Source organism: Candidatus Aegiribacteria sp., assembly GCA_021108435.1.
Lineage (GTDB): Bacteria > Fermentibacterota > Fermentibacteria > Fermentibacterales > JCC-6 > Aegiribacteria.
Map to the genome: position 1 here is coordinate 1 of JAIOQY010000169.1, position 16,039 is coordinate 16,039.

A 16,039-nucleotide genomic window follows, 5' to 3' on the forward strand; every position below is an offset into this window, starting at 1 on the left:
CTCTAACAGCTGCTTTTTCGTCTGTTGTAACGACTTCAGCAATTCTCGTGAATTGGTTTTTCATGTTAACTTCTTACCTTAATGAAAGACAGAAAATATGATTTCCCTTGCTACAAATCCTCGAATTCTCCTTTGGAGAACCTTCTTCTCCGCGCTCATGATCAATCTACCATAGAGGCAGTTCATGTATAACACCACTACATACATACTCTCTATATTCAAATTACATAATATTGAAGCTGTGGACTGATGTCAAATTCCGAAGTAATTGTCGAATACTGCTGAATGGCATTTCCCCCCCCGCACAGATTCCGCAGGAATCAGCCTGACCGCAAGAATGTGTTCAAGGGTCAGTAAATCCCACAGGATCTGTTATTGCCTCTTCAGAAAAACAAGAGTTATTATCTTGTGCAAATCTTCTATGTTGCAGGGCTTTCTGAGAAAGAACACTCTGCCGTTCCGATTGAGCATGAGAAGCCCGACGTCCATCGATTTGACTTGATTATGAAGAAGCACAACAGTAGTTTTATGAAATATTGTGTAGTGGTTTGTCGATTCAATAATTGAAGGAGAAAAATATGCTCGACAGGTTGCGAGAAAAAATACTGGAATTCCGAGATCTGCGCGACTGGAAGCAGTTCCACGACCCAAAGAATCTGGCTGAAGCGATCTCAATTGAATCGGCTGAACTACTCGAAAACTTCCTATGGAAGACAAGTGACGAATCCAGGAATCTCAATGAAAAACAGAAAAAGGCAATAGGAGAGGAAATTGCTGATATAGCGATTTTTCTAACCATTCTAGCCCATGAAATGAAACTTGATATCGAACAAATCGTCAATCGAAAGCTCGATCTCAATGAGGCAAAGTATCCTGTTAATAAATCAAAGGGGTCAGCAGCGAAATACACTGAATTCTAATCCAATGATACCGAATTAAATAGTGACAGGCACGAATGGCACTAACTTAGCCCCATAGTAATGTTATTCATACAGATGCGTATTTCTTTTTCTTTCTGACGCCTTCAGTAGTAGCTTCGAGTATGAAGTTGGACAGTTTTCGCATTTCGTTAAGAGTTTCAACAACGATCCTGTTATTGTCAATTGCTTTCTGGTAGGCAACGGCTTGTGATGCACTAAGGTTAACTGTTACTGATTTACCAAGTTTCTTAAAAGTCCACTGATAGTATGGTCCATAGGTTTTCTTTCCATCTGAAGAGTTCGGATCGTTTCGTGTGATAATTCTCTCCAGGATAGTTCCCTGCATAATAAGATCAGTATCTGCAAGTTGTTGTTTCAGCAGTTCATATCGATCCATGAGTTCTTTTGTGGTCATATCTCTTTCCATGAAGGTTGTCCTTCCCGGTTGCGACTGGAGTATAATGTATTATAATATACAAGTATATATACTTGTATATTATAACGTGAAAGGATGATCATGAACAGGACACCGGACAGACTCAATGCAAGGATAAAGCAGCTGCAGAACTCTTCAATTATCAGGATCACGAGGGTATTCGGAAGATGGATACGATTACCGGAAGAGTTCGGACATCCACGACGCAAAAGGCTCTTTTTTTCCCTCACGGGTGTTCTGGATGTTTCTCTTTCAGGTACTTTCAACTGATGGTTCATGCAGGGAAGCGGTGAGACAGTTCCTTGTATGGATCGCAATGGAGAACTGTACTGCATCGCAGAATACCTCTGCATACACAAAAGCACGACAGAGGTTACGATTACCCGATCTTGAGGAAGTGAATGATTCTCTGATTGAACAACTGAATGATATGCGGCAACCGGAAGATCTTTGGATGGGCAGAGATGTAAAAGTCTTTGATGGATCATCTCTGTCCATGCCGGATACAGAGGAACTACAAGTTCTTTATCCTCAACCTAAATCACAGAAGAAGGGATGCGGGTTTTCCACCATGAGGATAATGGCGGCGTTTTCACTTGCTACAGGAGCTCTTATAACATTAACCCGAAGCGCGTTATCAATCGGTGAGAATACTCTGTTCCGGAACATGTGGGATATACTTAACCCTGGAGATGTTGTTCTTGCGGACAGGTATTTCTGCAACTACACGAATTTCTTCTATCTTGAACAGCACTATGTTGATTGTGTCATGCGGAACCATCAGAGGCGGACTGTCGGTCTTGATCTTATTGAAACAATCTCGAAAAATGACCGTATTATCGCGTGGCACAAGAACTCAACATGCCCGAAATGGCTTGAAAAAGAAGAATGGATAAAGCTCCCGAACAGGCTCATAGTAAGAGAGATAACTATCACAGTTAAAAGACAGGGCTTCAGAACAAAGAAGATCATTCTGGCTACAACCCTGCTTGATCCAATACTTTATCCAGCCGCAGACATAGCGGCGCTATATCTGCAACGGTGGAATGCGGAGCTATACCTTCGTGATATCAAAGTCTCCATGGGAATGAACCCACTCCGCTGCAAGTCTCCAGGCATGGTTCATAAGGAACTGCAGATGTATGTCATCGCATATAATCTCATCAGAATCATCATGTTTGAAGCAGCGCAGCTCGATGGAATATCCTGGAGAATCTTAAGCTTCAAGGGCACCATTGCTACTATAATCCACTGGACACCGATTATGCTGATCAGCTCATCCGCTCAAGCAGAGCAACTCTATCGTCTCATGTTGTCTTATATTGCAAGAGATAAGCTGCCGCAAAGACCCGGCAGAAGAGAACCACGAGCTATAAAACGAAGACAAGGAAGAGGATACAGCTTGCTTACAAAACCAAGAACGCAATTCAGTGAACTATCACATAAATCACAATATCGAAAGGCTTAAGTTAGTGACATTCGTGCCTGTCACTATTTAATGTTCAGCGAGTGACCTGCCACTCCTCCTCACTAATCTGAGACAGCCCTATCCCGTTGCTGAGGAGTGCTTCCTTTAACCAGTCCAGAGATTTCTCAAATCTGTCAAGCAGGACAGCAGTTCCGTCAATGGCTTTCAGTTCGAGTACATTTTTATTCTTGAAATAGGAACCTCTGCCAACCTTCAAACCTTCAAGCGGAAGGCTCACAGGTTTACCCTTTACAAGCAACATGATCAGAAAACCAAATTGCATATGAAACGGAGCCATCTTTCCCAGATTAAAATAGATGAACCTCTGATCGGTTACAATGCAACGTGTATGAACAGGAAATTTCATTTTCTTTCCCTGAAGCGAATACCGTTTCGTGTCAACCAGAATATTCTCTCCGGGATTCAGTTCTATCTTGGCAGCCATAGAATCTCCTTAATCGGTATCAATCACAATCATGTCCATCAGAACCAACGGGGCTGTTCTCTCCCGCAGTATCGAGGATTCCCTGGAATCTTGGATCATCCCGAAGGCTGGTCAAATCTTCATCCTGCTCAATCCATGCAGGATCTCCAAATCCCGCATCAACTGCTCCCTGAAGCCATGTGAAAGCTTCTTCGATATTTCCCTCAAGAGCCTCAAAGCACGCCAGATTATACTTGACCAGGTAGTCCAGAATCTCTATGGCTTTGAGAGCAACCAGATCGGAAGCTTCCTCCTGAAAAGTCTCTTCGATCATGGAATGAGCTTCAATGAGAATTTCGTAAGCTCCTTCAGCAAATGTTCCCGTCTCGCGATTGAAAGAAGCGTTCATCTGTTCATTGATCTCATCTACGGTATACGCCTGAACCGTGCCGATTACAGCAAACATTATCATCGCTGCTGCTGAAAGCAATTTCATCTTAACTCCGTTCTTCTGTTTTCCATTTGAAACCCTTCACAGGATTACTTACATACATGTATTATACAGCAACCATATCTATTGTTCCAGAATTATGTAAGCTTATTGATCCTGTGTATGAAATTCCGTACATTGTTCCGGTCGAAGCCATTTCACCAGCATCACATGAAGCTCCCGCATCGAAAAGGGTTTGAAGAGAAAATCGTTCATGCTGGCCTCAAGGCACATGGCGCGCTGGTCATCCATAGCATGTCCGGTCATTGCAATGATTGGGATGGCAACTCCCCTTTCGCGCAATTTCTTAGTCGCCTTAAGACCATCCATCACAGGCATCTGTATGTCCATCAGGATAAGGTCGAAGTTATTTTCCTCGATCTTTTTCAAAGCCTCACTGCCGTTGACAGCCTCAATATGCTCAACGTTCAACCGATCAAGGAATCGTCCGGTTATCTCCCTGATAGCATCGATGTCCTCAACGAACAGCACCAGGTTGCCGCTGAGGTCAGGAAGAACACCTTCTGTTGGAGACATGATCTCAAGCAGTTTCTGATCAGGGACAAGGAAAGGTATCCGGAAGAAGAAGGTACTGCCCATATCAGTGGTGCTCTCGACCCGAATACCACCCCCCATTCCATCCACAAGTCTCCTGCAGATAGCCAGGCCGAGACCAGTGCCGCCGAATTGTCTTGTAATGTAACCTTCTGCCTGCCTGAAAGGTTCGAACAGAGAATCATAAACCTCAGGTTTAATGCCGATTCCTGTATCTCTTACTGAAAACTCTATCTCTATTGAGGACTCATCTTGGGAAATAATAGAGGAAGTCATTGTTATACTACCTTTTGAGGTGAACTTCGCGGCATTTGAGATGAGGTTCCGAAGGACCTGCCCGATTCTGAGTGGATCGCCCAGAAGAATCTGGGGTATTTTCTCATCATGCTCGATCCGCAATTGGAGACCCTTATCGATCATATCCATCTCGAAAACGGAGACAGCCTCGCGGAGAACAACTGCAGGTTTAAAAGGTATAGACTCGAACTCGATTTTCCCGGCCTCTATTCGAGAAAAATCAAGAATATCGTTGAGAATACCGAGCAGGGATTCAGAGGCAATATGCGCCTTTGTAAGATAGTCCATCTGCTCAGGAGTGAGATCTGTCTCCATAAAAAACTTGAGCATGCCCAGTATAATGCTCATAGGTGTCCGTATCTCATGGCTCATCATTGCAAGGAAATCACCCTTGGCTTTGTCTGCCGATTCCGCAGCTTCCTTGGATGCCAGGAGTTCTAAATTCCGGAGACGGTAAATTTCAGCTTCGCGCTCCTTTTCCTGTAACTCGAAATCAGCCCGGATCTGAGCCAGATGCTGATTCTTCTTCTCGGTGAATATCTCATCTTTCAACCTGGAGTATTGTCTGTAGTATTCAAGTGCCTCTTCATAACGTTCAGCATCTTCGTAGAAAACAGTGAAATCCTGAAGGATTCGCAGTTGAAGATCGGGATCATCCATTTCAACCGCGATATTCAGAGACTTGTCCAGATATTCAATGGCTTTCTGCAGATTACCGCCTGCAAACTCGATCTCGGCAAGGACTGATGAGGCAGCGGCTTCCACGAATCGATTTCCCTCATCGAGACTGATCTGCATGGCCCGGTTGATGTATTCAAGGGTCTTCTCGCTGTCTCCCATTTTGAGATAGATACTACCGCAGTTAATGAGTGAAAGAGCCAGTTCATCGAGATTCCCAAGGTCTTCTCTTATCGAAAGAGACTCGAGGTAGTACTTCAGCGATTTCTCATAATCTTCTTTATCCTGGTAGTAGACAGCAAGGTTGTTAAGTGCGGTTGATCTGACAAGCTCATTTCCAGCCTTCTCTGCTGCGTCGAGAGTCAGCTTCACATACTTCAGATAGTTATCATTGTCATGCAGCCGGCTGTAGATAATGCTGAGATTGTTATAACTTCTTGCAAGTGTGGATGTTTCACCTATTTCCCTGCTGATGAAGAGAGACTTGAGGGCGTTTTCAAGCGACTTCTCGTAATCACCCGTGATACCCCAATAGACACTCAATATCTGGTAAGATCTCGACTCTCCGCTCCGATCAGAGTGTTCCAGTGATAGTTCAAGAGCTTCGTCGATAAAGCTGCGCATTTTCGACTTATCTCTAACGCGGAGCATGAAGGACAGATCAAGCAGAGGTTTTATCCTCTCCTGTCCTACAGCATACTCAAGGATTTTCTCAAGATCCTGAAGTGAGTCCATCTATCCTCCCATGAAGGTCGATGCAACGGTTTAACTATTTATAACAATTTATTATCCGCCTGACGAGGTATCTACCGCAATTTCTAATGCTTAATCTCCCAGGCAGTTTTCTGTCATCGGACAATCTGGATTTACAATCAACCCTTCTCGCAAAAAATGAGAATAATGAAAGCGTGGACAGAGCTTGACAGTAAGTGCTATTTGGAATACGATTCCATATTCGAATTTTTGAATATTCTATAATTGAATAGCAGGGAATTGAGACTGGAGTACATGTCTGACCTGGACCGGTTCGAATCAAAAGCCGAGATACTTAAAGCAATGGCTCATCCTGTCCGTTTGCTGATTCTTGAAGAACTTATCAGGAATCCACGGTGCGTTTCTGCTATTCATGAATTACTCGAAGTGCGCCAGCCGAATATTTCCCAGCACCTTACAATACTCCGCAATGCTGGTATTGTAGGATCTCAAAAGGATGGAGCGTACAGATGCTACTTCCTTGTAACTCCAGGACTCATAAAAGCAATATTCACTGCTCTTAATATGAACTGGCCTGAAACAAACATTGATGACGTAAGAAAAAAGTTCAAACTGGCGCTGGAGAAACGACTCCAGCAGGATCAATCCTCCTGAAAGGAGTAACAAATGGGAAAAGTCGCGATGATCTGCAACGGCAGCGAAAACTGCAATCTGTACCCCGCTTTTATCATGGCTTCTGCCGCTGCTGCCGCAGGTGATGATGTAGTAATCTTCTTCACACCGGGTGGTGTTCCGGCACTCAAGCCCGGCTATCTCGAAAGCATTACCGCTAAGGGAATGCCTGACATGAAAGACCTTCTCGAGGGAGTTACGGCTCTGGGTGGCAAACTCTTGCTTTGCGAACTCGGTCTTGAAGTACACGACGTTACCGCGGAAGACCTCAGAGATGATCTGGAAATTGGCGGAGCAACTAGTTTCATGGCAGATATCAAAGACGCAAAAACAACATTCTCGTTCTAAAAACTGAAAGGAAATAGAAATGGCAACTCAAACACTCGACGCTCTCGGTCTCAAATGTCCTCAGCCCATATTGAAGATAGCCATCATAGCGAAAACGATCGAACCGGGCGATATGCTCGAAGTACAGGCAGACTGTCCTTCCTTCCCTGACGATCTTAAAGCCTGGTGCGACAGAACCGGCAAAATACTGCTTTTCTGCGCTGACGATGGCACCGGAAAACATAAAGCACAGATCCAATTCTGAAATCCTGATAATACAGAGAGAAGCATCATGGATGATTTTGAACCCAGAATAATCGGATTTCTCTGTAACTGGTGCTCCTATGCGGGAGCAGATCTTGCCGGAACAAGCAGACTTGAAATGCCTCCGAATCTCGTTCCAATTAAAGTAATGTGTTCCAGCAGAGTCGACCCCGAAATGGTTACTGATGCTTTCCTCCGAGGAGCGGATGGAGTACTCATAGCTGGTTGTCATCCTGGCGACTGTCACTACGACAAGGGCAACTACTATGCTCGAAGAAGGTTTGCAGTTCTGAAGAAGGTCGTTGAGAGTCTGGGTCTGGAAGCAGACAGACTTCGACTCTCATGGATATCTGCTTCAGAGGGACCCCGATTCCGTCAGGTAGTGGAAGAATTCACTGAGAAGATAAGAGAAATCGGACCCAATCCTACCGGGAAGGAAACACTCCTTTAGTGGCAGGTACAACGGATGTTCTGGTAGCAGGAGCCGGTGTAGCCGGTATGAAAGCATCCCTGCTTCTAGCTGCCGCAGGCAGACAGGTTCATCTTGTGGAGAATACCTCTGTAATAGGCGGCAGGATCATACGATGTGAGGATATTTTCCCTTCAATGGAATGTGCAACCTGCATGGTATCTCCACTGCAGCAGGATATACTGGTTAATGATCAGATCAACGTGATCACAATGGGAAATGTACTGAGCATTGAGGGAACCCAGGGCAATTTCAATGTAAAAGTCTTCAAAAAAGCAACATGTGTGGATCCTGTAGCGTGTATAGGTTGCGCTGAGTGCTGGAATGTGTGTCCTGTTACCATTCCGAACAGTTTTGAAGAGAATCTGAATGATCGGAAAGCGATTTCAGTTCCCTGCGCAGGAGCGCTTCCCAACGTCCCATGGATCGACAGAGAACACTGCCTTCGGTGGAATGGTCAGGAGGAGTGCAATGAATGTGCTGCCGCATGCGTTTTTGAGGCAATTGATTTCTCAGACCAGGACTCCGAACTCAATCTGAATGTTTCTGACATCATACTTGCTACCGGGTATAAACCTTCCGGCGGAGATGATTTAAAAAGCTTCGGATGGGGAAAGAATCCAGGCATCTTCACTGCGCCGGAATTTGAGAGATACTACGCATCGAACGGTCCGACCAGTGGGGAACTGACCACAAAAGATGGAAAAAAGCCTGGTTCTGTGGCGATTATCGTACATGCTGACGGAATAGGAAGCTTCTCACATATAAATACAATGTACTCCTTGAAATTCCTGCATTATCTCGAACAGAAGTTACCTGATACAAAAATCCAGGTATTTCTGGACAGTTCGTATTCACCCGATTCCGCAAAGGACAGATATCATGCACGCTGGAAGGATATCAATACTGACCTTGTCCGTTATAGCGGAATTCCGGAAATCAGTTCCGGATCAAATGATAATCTTATAAACATCTCATGTAATACGGATAAGGGTGAAATCACTGCTGACGCCGAGATGGTTATACTTGGAATATCGATGCAGCCCTCTTCTGGAACAACTGAATTCCTCAATATGCTTGAGTTGAACAGCAACGATGAAGGATTCCTCAGTAATCCTGATGCTGCACATTCATCAGTCCTTTCCGGCATGCCCGGTATCCTGATAGCCGGTTGTGCCGGCGGACCTTCGGATATTCCGGTTTCCGTTACTAAAGCTGCTGCTGCAGTCGGTCGGATTTTATCTTCCTCCAGCTGGATGGAGGAATAATGCCTTCCGGCAGAATCGGCGTATTTGTATGTGCCTGCGGTCCTAATATCGCCGACAGGATGGATATCGATAAAATCGTTCAGGAAGTCTCAACCATCGATGGTGTTGTTCTTTCCGAAACCTACGGCCTGCTCTGTTCCCCTGCAGGAAAAGCGTATCTTGCAGAGCGAATCGTTGAGAACAAACTGGACAGGATCGTAGTCGCCGCCTGCTCCCCCAGGGAACATGAACGAACCTTTATGGAGATCTGTGAGGAAGCGGGCCTTAACCCCTTCATGATGCAGATGGCCAACATAAGGGAACAGGTTGCATGGGTGACAAATGACAAGGATCTTGCCACCGATAAAGCACTCCGACTGATCAGAGGAGCCATCAACAGAACTACACGTCATAAGCCTCTGGTAAAAACAGGTATCGTCTGTAATCCCGAAGTTGTTGTTATCGGAGGCGGAGTAGCGGGAATGACCACATCACTCGTTCTCGCCGAAGCTGATCGAAGAATTACTATAATCGAAAAAGCTCCATCTCTACACGGAACAGCAGACTCAATCAATAAAACCCTTATTGAAACCCTTGCAGATAAAGTTGAAAACAGAAGCGAGATAACTGTGCTTCTGGAAACGGAAATTAATGAAATTGTAGGTTTTTTCGGAAACTTCATTGTCAAATTGGAAGCGAACGCAGGCGAGGTTGAACCGGATGATATTCAAGCCGGATCAATTGTTCTCGCAACAGGCTGCAGTACCGGGGACTCAGAAGAATCCGTTTCATCTCCGGGTTTCACAGAAATTGCCGATATGCTGAGAATAGAAACAGATGAACACGGGTTCCCGGCAAGGGAACACGATTCACTTGCTCCCGTATCAACTCCCATTGACGGGGTTTACGTTACAGGTTGTGCAGGCGGGTCATGTGATCTTCTGATGACTGTCGCTCAATCGGAAGCCGTCGCAGGTATAATCTTATCCTCTCTGATTCCGGGTAGAGAGGTTGAGACCGAACCGAAGACTTCGGTCATATCGGAAACTCTCTGCAGAGGATGCCAGACCTGTCTTGAAGTGTGCAGTTACGGAGCTGTATCCTTCGATGAAGAAAAGCTGATCTGTTTTGTTAACAGTATACTCTGCAAAGGCTGTGGTAACTGTGCCGCGGCATGTCCTTCCGGGGCTATAAAGGCTCAGCACTTCACCCCTGATCAGATTCGCTATCAGTTGACAGGGCTTCTGACATGAAGGGGAAACTTACTCCTCGTTTGATGGAATTCATGAGGAACTGTCTTTCTGATGGAATAGTTGATTCGATAATGGTTCCTGTTAATGGCCCTGGTAATTCGTTTCCATGGATGCTTATAACCGATCCTGCGATGCTTGAGAAAACTGAACCGCTCCCTCCGACAATGTCTGTACATGGAGCGAAGGCCCTTGCTTCATTCGCTCAAACTTCAGGCAAAGATAAAATACTTGCAATTCTTCGTCCTTGTGAAGCCAGAGCGGCAATCGAACTGTCAAAACTCGAACAGATCGATATCGAGAATATCGTTCTGCTCACAATGGACTGTCCCGGAGCCGTTCCTCTTTCTGAATACGGTGAAAATGGAATCACCGAGCCGGACTGGTCAGATCCCGATACTGTCCGCCCGCTTTGCAGACAGTGCACAGAATTCACCGCAGTCGGAGATATCTGCCTGGCTCTACATACTGATGAAGAGATGTTCGTTCCCCTTACAGAAAAAGGTGAATCCCTCCTTGCATTGCTTGATATACAATCTGGTGAGGATACATCCGGCTGGAGAAAATGGTCAGACAACCTGACCGAAGAGAGAATGAAAATCAAAGAAACTGAGAGGGAGAATCTCCGGAATGCGTACGGCGGGTTGAATGGTCTTACAGAGGTCTTCAGCGGATGCATCGGCTGCCGCAACTGCAGGACTGTCTGTCCAATATGTTACTGCCGGCTCTGCTTTATCGACATGAAGGACAGGCGCTCACCGGCCGGTGATCATCTTGAACATTCCCGGAAAGCGGGAGCTGCAAGACTTTCCACAAACACTCTTCTCTTCCACATCGGCAGAATGGCACATATGAGTCTTTCATGCGTTTCCTGCGGTATGTGTGAGGATGCATGCCCATCGGATATTCCTATCGGAAGGCTTGTAAGCATGGTTTCCGGCAGTACTACTGACCTGTTCAGCTATAGTGCCGGAAAAGATCCTCTTACCCCGCTCCCGCTGAATACATTCCAGAAGGATGAACTTCATGATTTCGAAGACTGAGACCCAAAACGCCGTGGACAGCATTCTGGTATCTGCTGAATCTGTACAGGACTCATTGAGGAGAATCCTGAAACATATTCTCGTTACAGGTCAGGCAGACTCGGTTTTTGCGCTTCGCCGGACAAAGCAGGAGGGAAGATTCTGTTATTCCCTCATCTCTGACCCTGAACTTATCGATGAAGTTCTCCCATTCTACCCGGTAATGCCCGTACAGGGAGCTAAAGCTCTTTCAGAACTCACCGCTACTGAGATTCTTCATAAACCGGTTGCTGCTCTTCTGAGACCGTGTGAGATCAGAGCATTTGTTGAAACCTCAAAGCAGTCACAGGGAAGTCTGGACAATCTGTTCGTGATAAGCTGTACGTGCCCGGGGGTTATCCCGGCATCCAGACTGTTGATGGAGGACAGAGAAACAGTACTCTCAGAACACAGTGAAAATATCAGAAACGCATGCAGAACCTGCACGGAATTCGTGCCTGACAACTACGTGGACATGACCGTCGTAATTGCTTCTGATATCGCTCCTGAGAATTGCCGAGTTTTTCTTCACACAGAAAAAGCACGTATCATCGCGGACGGACTTTCGTCATTCACTCCGGAAGCTGGAGCACCCCTGAAGGAAACTCTTGCTGTCCTTCTTAAAATCAGACAGTTCAACCGAGAGAACCTTCTTGCGGAAACACCCGAGGTAGAGGATGGCTTTGATTCACTAATCGATCTATTCTCTACATGTATCAACTGCCGTGGCTGCAGAGAAGTGTGTCCTCTCTGTCATTGTGTTCTCTGTGATTATGAAACGGCACGCACTCAGCACTCGCCGGAACTTGTCCGTGCTGAAGCAAAACGAAGAGGCGCGATCAGGATACCTTCGGGAACAATTCAGTTCCAGCTGGGAAGGCTCATGCATATTTCACCATTCTGTGTTTCATGCGGACAATGCAGTGATGTGTGCCCGGTTGATATTCCTGTATCCGATATCTTTACCAGAGCAGCCGATCTCGTCCAGACCGCACTGAACTATGAACCCGGAAAAAGCCTGGATGACGACCCGCCGATGTCGACTTACATCGAACAGGAATTACTGGATATAACTGATTAATTTTCCAGTAACGTACAAAATTCAGGTTGGATACCGCTCTACGCTTTTGACTCGAGCTTTGTTATCAGATTATGTTTTAACAAAGAGTGTTCAATTCTCCGACAGGGGTCATTTCGATTGAATGAGAAACAGATCAAGAAATATTTCGAACTCGGTCTGATCGGTATGGCGGTAGTCTCACCCGATAAAGATATTATTGAAATCAACGATTTCTTCTGTGATATGATCGGCTATACAAAAGACGAACTGCTCAGGATAAAGTGGTCTGACATTTCCCACCCTGATGATCTGCAGATAAATAAAACTAAACTCAATCAAATGCTTTCAGGTGACATAGATGGTTATTCACTTGAAAAACGGCTCATCCGCAAAGATGGCAGTATCATTTTTGTTAATGTCTCATCGAAGTGTACCAGAGAAGAGGACGGCTCTGTAGAACAGATTATTTCTCTCGTGCAGGATATCACCGAAAGGAAAAATGCGGAAGAGGTCATCAGGATATCTGAACTGAAATACAGAACTGTAGTTGAGAATGCAAGAGAGTACATTTGGCAGCTTGATGCGAAAGGGAATTTCGTATTTATCAACTCGTATGCCGAAGAAATTTCCGGTCATAAAAGCACAGATTTGAAAGGAATGAATTTCTCACTTGCTGTTCATCCCGATGATCTGGAACGAATCCAGAAAATATTCCTGGACACATTGAATGGAAACGTGAACGAGTATGAAACCAGAGTGGTCGATGATAAGGGCAATGAAGACATTCTTCTTGTTCAGACGATTCCCCTGTACACGGACGGAGAAATTGCCGGTACTCTGAGTTTTGGAAGGAACATCTCCAGGTGGAGAAAAGCGGAAAAGTCTCTGCTTGAGAGCGAGGAAAAATACCGCTCTCTTGTAGAACAGAGTCATGATGGCATCTACATCTACAAAGGAAACAGGCTTCTTTTCGTCAATGACCGTATATGCAAATTCACCGGTTACAGCAAGGAAGAATTGTACGATCTGGATTTTCTGCAGCTGATTCATCCGGATGACAGGGCGGAAATCGGGAAATACGAAAGAAACAGATCTGTAGGAAAGTACATCCCAAATGTCTATCAGATCAGAATTATCTCGAAGGATGGGCAGATCAGAAATATGGAACTATCCGTCAGGATTATCACCTATCAGGGTGAGTATGCCATACTTGGAATTGGAAGAGATATTTCTGACCAGCTGAAACTGGATGAGGAAAGACAAAAGACCCAGAGATTGGAATCTCTGGGGATTTTTGCAGGGGGCATAGCACACGATTTCAACAACTTCCTCACCGGCATACTTGGCAACATCTCTCTCGCAAAGACAATGGTTGAACCCGGAAGCGATATACACAGGATTCTCTCTAACTCGGAGAAAGCCTCAAACAAGGCATCCGGTCTGACCCATCAACTTCTGACATTTTCGAGGGGAGGAGCACCTGTAAGGGAGAATCTCTCTATTAATGAACTTCTGAGACAATCAGCAGATTTCGTCCTTAGCGGTTCAAATGTAAACGCATCCTATGACATTCCTTCAGATATCTGGACGGTGAATGCGGACAAGGGGCAGATCAGCCAGGTCATACAGAATATCACCATCAACGCGGACCAATCCATGCCGGATGGAGGAGAGGTATTGATCAAGGCGGGGAATATTGAAATTGATAGAAGTACGGCAATGCAGCTGAATCCTGGCAGATACGTGAGAATTGAGATAAGCGACTATGGCTGTGGTATACCAGTGGATCACATATCGAATATTTTCGACCCTTTCTATTCAACTAAAAAGGATGGAAGCGGTCTGGGTCTTACAACCGCTTTCTCGATTATCAGGAAACATGATGGAAATATCATAGTGAAAAGCAGATGCGGTACTGGGACTGCTTTTATCATACATCTCCCTGCATCAACCGAAAAGGTAATCAAGAATGATGATGACAGACATAACTCAGAAACTCATGAGGGACGGATCCTCATCATGGACGACAAGGATATTGTCAGAACTACTATATCCAGCATGCTTGAACACCTCGGATACGAAATAGAAAGCGCGAAAAATGGAGATGAGGCGATAGAAAAGTATTGCAGGTCAATGCGAAATGGTAAACCTTTCAAACTTGTTATTCTGGATCTTACAATCCCTGGTGGAAAGGGCGGAAAGGAAACGATAAAGGAACTGAGAAAAATCGATCCTGATATAAAGGCGATTGTATCAAGTGGATATTCCACGGATCCTGTCATGGCTCATTACAGGGAATACGGCTTTGCGGGAGTCATTATGAAACCTTATACACTCGGAAAAATCGATTCGAGTATACGCGAAATATTAAACCCGTAGATTTCACTGAACCCCTCATGCATAATAAAGCTCTTGAAATTTCATCCTGAATACTTACTGGACAAGTATCCCTGTTTGATCTATAGTCACCGCTCTGTTCGGAAAATCCGGATGAAATGAAATAACCTTTAAGAAGAAGGGGAAACATGCGTAAATTCATAGCAATGTTTACTGTAGTATCTCTGCTTATCGTCTTCGGCTGCGGAGACGATTCAACAGGCCCGAGCGGGAATACGGATTATCTACCCATGGCGGTCGGCAATCAGTGGAATTATTCGATGAGCGGATATATCAGCTTAGCTGGTGCTGATACGACTATCATCAGCGGATCTTGCATTTCAAAAGTCCTTGAAGTTACCACCCACCAGGGGGGCTTCCAGCTCTATGCAATCCAGGACAGCACAACTACGATATTACCGGACACAACACTCACACATACCGATACATTCTATGCGCATAAGGCTGATACCGAGTGGAGATTTTACGACGACACGATATCAACCGATTATGAGATCTTCATGAAACTGCCGGTTTCTCTTGGTGACGGCTGGATACCCGATACCGATGAACCGACTATCATGCGAACAGTTCTTTCCGTTTCGGATACTGTCACCGTGCCGGCCGGAACCTATACCGACTGCGCCAACCTCAGAGATTCCGATTCACAGGAGCCGGATTTCTACTTCGATCTGCTATTCTCCAGGGGAACCGGTGTTGTCAGATATATCGTTAATAATGCCGATTCGAACGGAACCGTTTACATGTCTTACGACCTGACCAGCTCGATCATCAATTGATCTTAAAGGGGGCGGCAATCGCCGCCCCCTATCGCCAGTTTTCAACGCATTACAATGAATTTTCCTGAATTCGCGTCGTCGCCTTCGATCAGATACAGATATATTCCGCTCAATACATTGTCCACATTCCAGTAATATTCATCACCGGCGATTTCACCTGAACTGTGCCTTAATCTCCCTGTGGTATCGTATACTCTTATCGAAGTCCCGGTCTCTAATCTGCTGAATACGATACTGCTTCCCGATCTGTATACAATCGGCGTGAATGGACTGCCTGAAAGGTTTGAATCATTACCTATTCCGGTGTTCTGATATTCAAATGCGCCAATGTCGAATATTCCGTCATAAGGTCTTGCCTCATGCTGACAATGCCTGACGTATTGAAAGAGCACATCGTGATCCGGAAGAACATCAGTGTGAAGGGAAGTTCCCGCATTGATGCAAGGCGAAGCCTCTGCCAGGTGAAAGTCCTCAGTTCCAAAATCTGCAAATCCTGGAAAGTCGCCTGTAACAAGTCCGCCTGAATTTATG

General features: G+C 45.3%; 18 protein-coding genes. 13 read left to right on the top strand and 5 right to left on the bottom strand.

Annotated elements, in window-relative coordinates:
- Positions 1-578: 578 nt before the first annotated feature.
- A complete protein-coding gene (locus K8R76_09185) occupies positions 579-920 on the top strand; it encodes a nucleotide pyrophosphohydrolase (GenBank protein ID MCD4848352.1) in 342 nt (113 codons plus the stop codon).
- A 67-nt stretch (positions 921-987) separates the two neighbouring features.
- On the opposite strand, the gene K8R76_09190 is transcribed toward K8R76_09185, so the two are convergent.
- Entirely contained in the window at positions 988-1,347 is a 360-nt protein-coding gene (locus K8R76_09190) for a hypothetical protein (protein MCD4848353.1), read from the bottom strand.
- 90 nt (positions 1,348-1,437) lie between these two features.
- Here K8R76_09190 and K8R76_09195 point away from each other — a divergent pair, with 90 nt between their 5' ends.
- Together K8R76_09195 and K8R76_09200 are read left to right on the top strand one after the other, a co-directional pair.
- Positions 1,438-1,626 (top strand): hypothetical protein, encoded by a 189-nt coding sequence (locus K8R76_09195; protein ID MCD4848354.1) that lies wholly within the window; start codon positions 1,438-1,440, stop codon positions 1,624-1,626.
- Positions 1,598-2,824, top strand: coding sequence for an IS4 family transposase (locus tag K8R76_09200; GenBank protein ID MCD4848355.1), 1,227 nt, complete (start codon positions 1,598-1,600; stop codon positions 2,822-2,824). The genes K8R76_09195 and K8R76_09200 overlap by 29 nt, the downstream gene beginning before the upstream one ends.
- Positions 2,825-2,858: 34 nt before the next feature.
- Here the strand turns inward: K8R76_09200 and K8R76_09205 are convergent, their stop codons facing one another.
- From K8R76_09205 to K8R76_09215, 3 genes are all read right to left on the bottom strand, one after another.
- Positions 2,859-3,269, bottom strand: a complete 411-nt coding sequence (locus K8R76_09205; GenBank protein ID MCD4848356.1) for a hypothetical protein — start codon at positions 3,267-3,269, stop codon at positions 2,859-2,861.
- A gap of 19 nt (positions 3,270-3,288) precedes the next feature.
- Entirely contained in the window at positions 3,289-3,744 is a 456-nt protein-coding gene (locus tag K8R76_09210) for a hypothetical protein (protein ID MCD4848357.1), read from the bottom strand.
- Positions 3,745-3,846: 102 nt separating this feature from the next.
- On the bottom strand, positions 3,847-6,003 hold the full coding sequence (locus tag K8R76_09215) for a tetratricopeptide repeat protein (protein MCD4848358.1): 2,157 nt from the start codon (positions 6,001-6,003) through the stop codon (positions 3,847-3,849).
- Between the two features lie 273 nt (positions 6,004-6,276).
- Between K8R76_09215 and K8R76_09220 the strand changes: the two genes are divergently transcribed.
- The 10 genes from K8R76_09220 (at position 6,277) to K8R76_09265 (ending at position 15,508) form a co-directional block, all read left to right on the top strand.
- A complete protein-coding gene (locus tag K8R76_09220; GenBank protein MCD4848359.1) occupies positions 6,277-6,636 on the top strand; it encodes a metalloregulator ArsR/SmtB family transcription factor in 360 nt (119 codons plus the stop codon).
- A 12-nt stretch (positions 6,637-6,648) separates the two neighbouring features.
- Complete coding sequence (locus K8R76_09225) at positions 6,649-7,002, top strand: DsrE/DsrF/DrsH-like family protein (GenBank protein ID MCD4848360.1); 354 nt, start codon at positions 6,649-6,651, stop codon at positions 7,000-7,002.
- Between the two features lie 19 nt (positions 7,003-7,021).
- Positions 7,022-7,246: a sulfurtransferase TusA family protein gene (locus tag K8R76_09230; protein ID MCD4848361.1), complete on the top strand. Its 225-nt coding sequence runs from the start codon at positions 7,022-7,024 to the stop codon at positions 7,244-7,246.
- A 24-nt stretch (positions 7,247-7,270) separates the two neighbouring features.
- A complete protein-coding gene (locus K8R76_09235; protein MCD4848362.1) occupies positions 7,271-7,696 on the top strand; it encodes a hydrogenase iron-sulfur subunit in 426 nt (141 codons plus the stop codon).
- Complete coding sequence (locus tag K8R76_09240) at positions 7,696-8,982, top strand: FAD-binding protein (protein MCD4848363.1); 1,287 nt, start codon at positions 7,696-7,698, stop codon at positions 8,980-8,982. Before K8R76_09235 ends, K8R76_09240 begins: the two co-directional genes overlap by 1 nt.
- On the top strand, positions 8,982-10,214 hold the full coding sequence (locus K8R76_09245) for an FAD-dependent oxidoreductase (GenBank protein MCD4848364.1): 1,233 nt from the start codon (positions 8,982-8,984) through the stop codon (positions 10,212-10,214). The genes K8R76_09240 and K8R76_09245 overlap by 1 nt, the downstream gene beginning before the upstream one ends.
- Positions 10,211-11,254: a 4Fe-4S dicluster domain-containing protein gene (locus K8R76_09250; GenBank protein ID MCD4848365.1), complete on the top strand. Its 1,044-nt coding sequence runs from the start codon at positions 10,211-10,213 to the stop codon at positions 11,252-11,254. The genes K8R76_09245 and K8R76_09250 overlap by 4 nt, the downstream gene beginning before the upstream one ends.
- Complete coding sequence (locus K8R76_09255; protein ID MCD4848366.1) at positions 11,238-12,353, top strand: hypothetical protein; 1,116 nt, start codon at positions 11,238-11,240, stop codon at positions 12,351-12,353. Before K8R76_09250 ends, K8R76_09255 begins: the two co-directional genes overlap by 17 nt.
- 117 nt (positions 12,354-12,470) lie before the next feature.
- Complete coding sequence (locus K8R76_09260) at positions 12,471-14,711, top strand: PAS domain S-box protein (protein MCD4848367.1); 2,241 nt, start codon at positions 12,471-12,473, stop codon at positions 14,709-14,711.
- Between the two features lie 146 nt (positions 14,712-14,857).
- Entirely contained in the window at positions 14,858-15,508 is a 651-nt protein-coding gene (locus tag K8R76_09265; GenBank protein ID MCD4848368.1) for a hypothetical protein, read from the top strand.
- A 41-nt stretch (positions 15,509-15,549) separates the two neighbouring features.
- Here K8R76_09265 and K8R76_09270 read toward each other — a convergent pair.
- Positions 15,550-16,039, bottom strand: a 490-nt coding sequence (locus K8R76_09270; GenBank protein ID MCD4848369.1) for a T9SS type A sorting domain-containing protein, incomplete at its 5' end; no start/stop codon positions are given.

Coding starts and splice junctions, on each gene's coding strand:
- K8R76_09265 (MCD4848368.1), top strand. CDS start 14,858: ATGCGTAAATTCATAGCAATGTTTACTGTAGTATCTCTGCTTATCGTC.
- K8R76_09250 (MCD4848365.1), top strand. CDS start 10,211: ATGAAGGGGAAACTTACTCCTCGTTTGATGGAATTCATGAGGAACTGT.
- K8R76_09200 (MCD4848355.1), top strand. CDS start 1,598: ATGTTTCTCTTTCAGGTACTTTCAACTGATGGTTCATGCAGGGAAGCG.
- K8R76_09185 (MCD4848352.1), top strand. CDS start 579: ATGCTCGACAGGTTGCGAGAAAAAATACTGGAATTCCGAGATCTGCGC.
- K8R76_09190 (MCD4848353.1), bottom strand. CDS start 1,347: ATGGAAAGAGATATGACCACAAAAGAACTCATGGATCGATATGAACTG.
- K8R76_09220 (MCD4848359.1), top strand. CDS start 6,277: ATGTCTGACCTGGACCGGTTCGAATCAAAAGCCGAGATACTTAAAGCA.
- K8R76_09230 (MCD4848361.1), top strand. CDS start 7,022: ATGGCAACTCAAACACTCGACGCTCTCGGTCTCAAATGTCCTCAGCCC.
- K8R76_09210 (MCD4848357.1), bottom strand. CDS start 3,744: ATGAAATTGCTTTCAGCAGCAGCGATGATAATGTTTGCTGTAATCGGC.
- K8R76_09195 (MCD4848354.1), top strand. CDS start 1,438: ATGAACAGGACACCGGACAGACTCAATGCAAGGATAAAGCAGCTGCAG.
- K8R76_09205 (MCD4848356.1), bottom strand. CDS start 3,269: ATGGCTGCCAAGATAGAACTGAATCCCGGAGAGAATATTCTGGTTGAC.
- K8R76_09245 (MCD4848364.1), top strand. CDS start 8,982: ATGCCTTCCGGCAGAATCGGCGTATTTGTATGTGCCTGCGGTCCTAAT.
- K8R76_09215 (MCD4848358.1), bottom strand. CDS start 6,003: ATGGACTCACTTCAGGATCTTGAGAAAATCCTTGAGTATGCTGTAGGA.
- K8R76_09225 (MCD4848360.1), top strand. CDS start 6,649: ATGGGAAAAGTCGCGATGATCTGCAACGGCAGCGAAAACTGCAATCTG.
- K8R76_09255 (MCD4848366.1), top strand. CDS start 11,238: ATGATTTCGAAGACTGAGACCCAAAACGCCGTGGACAGCATTCTGGTA.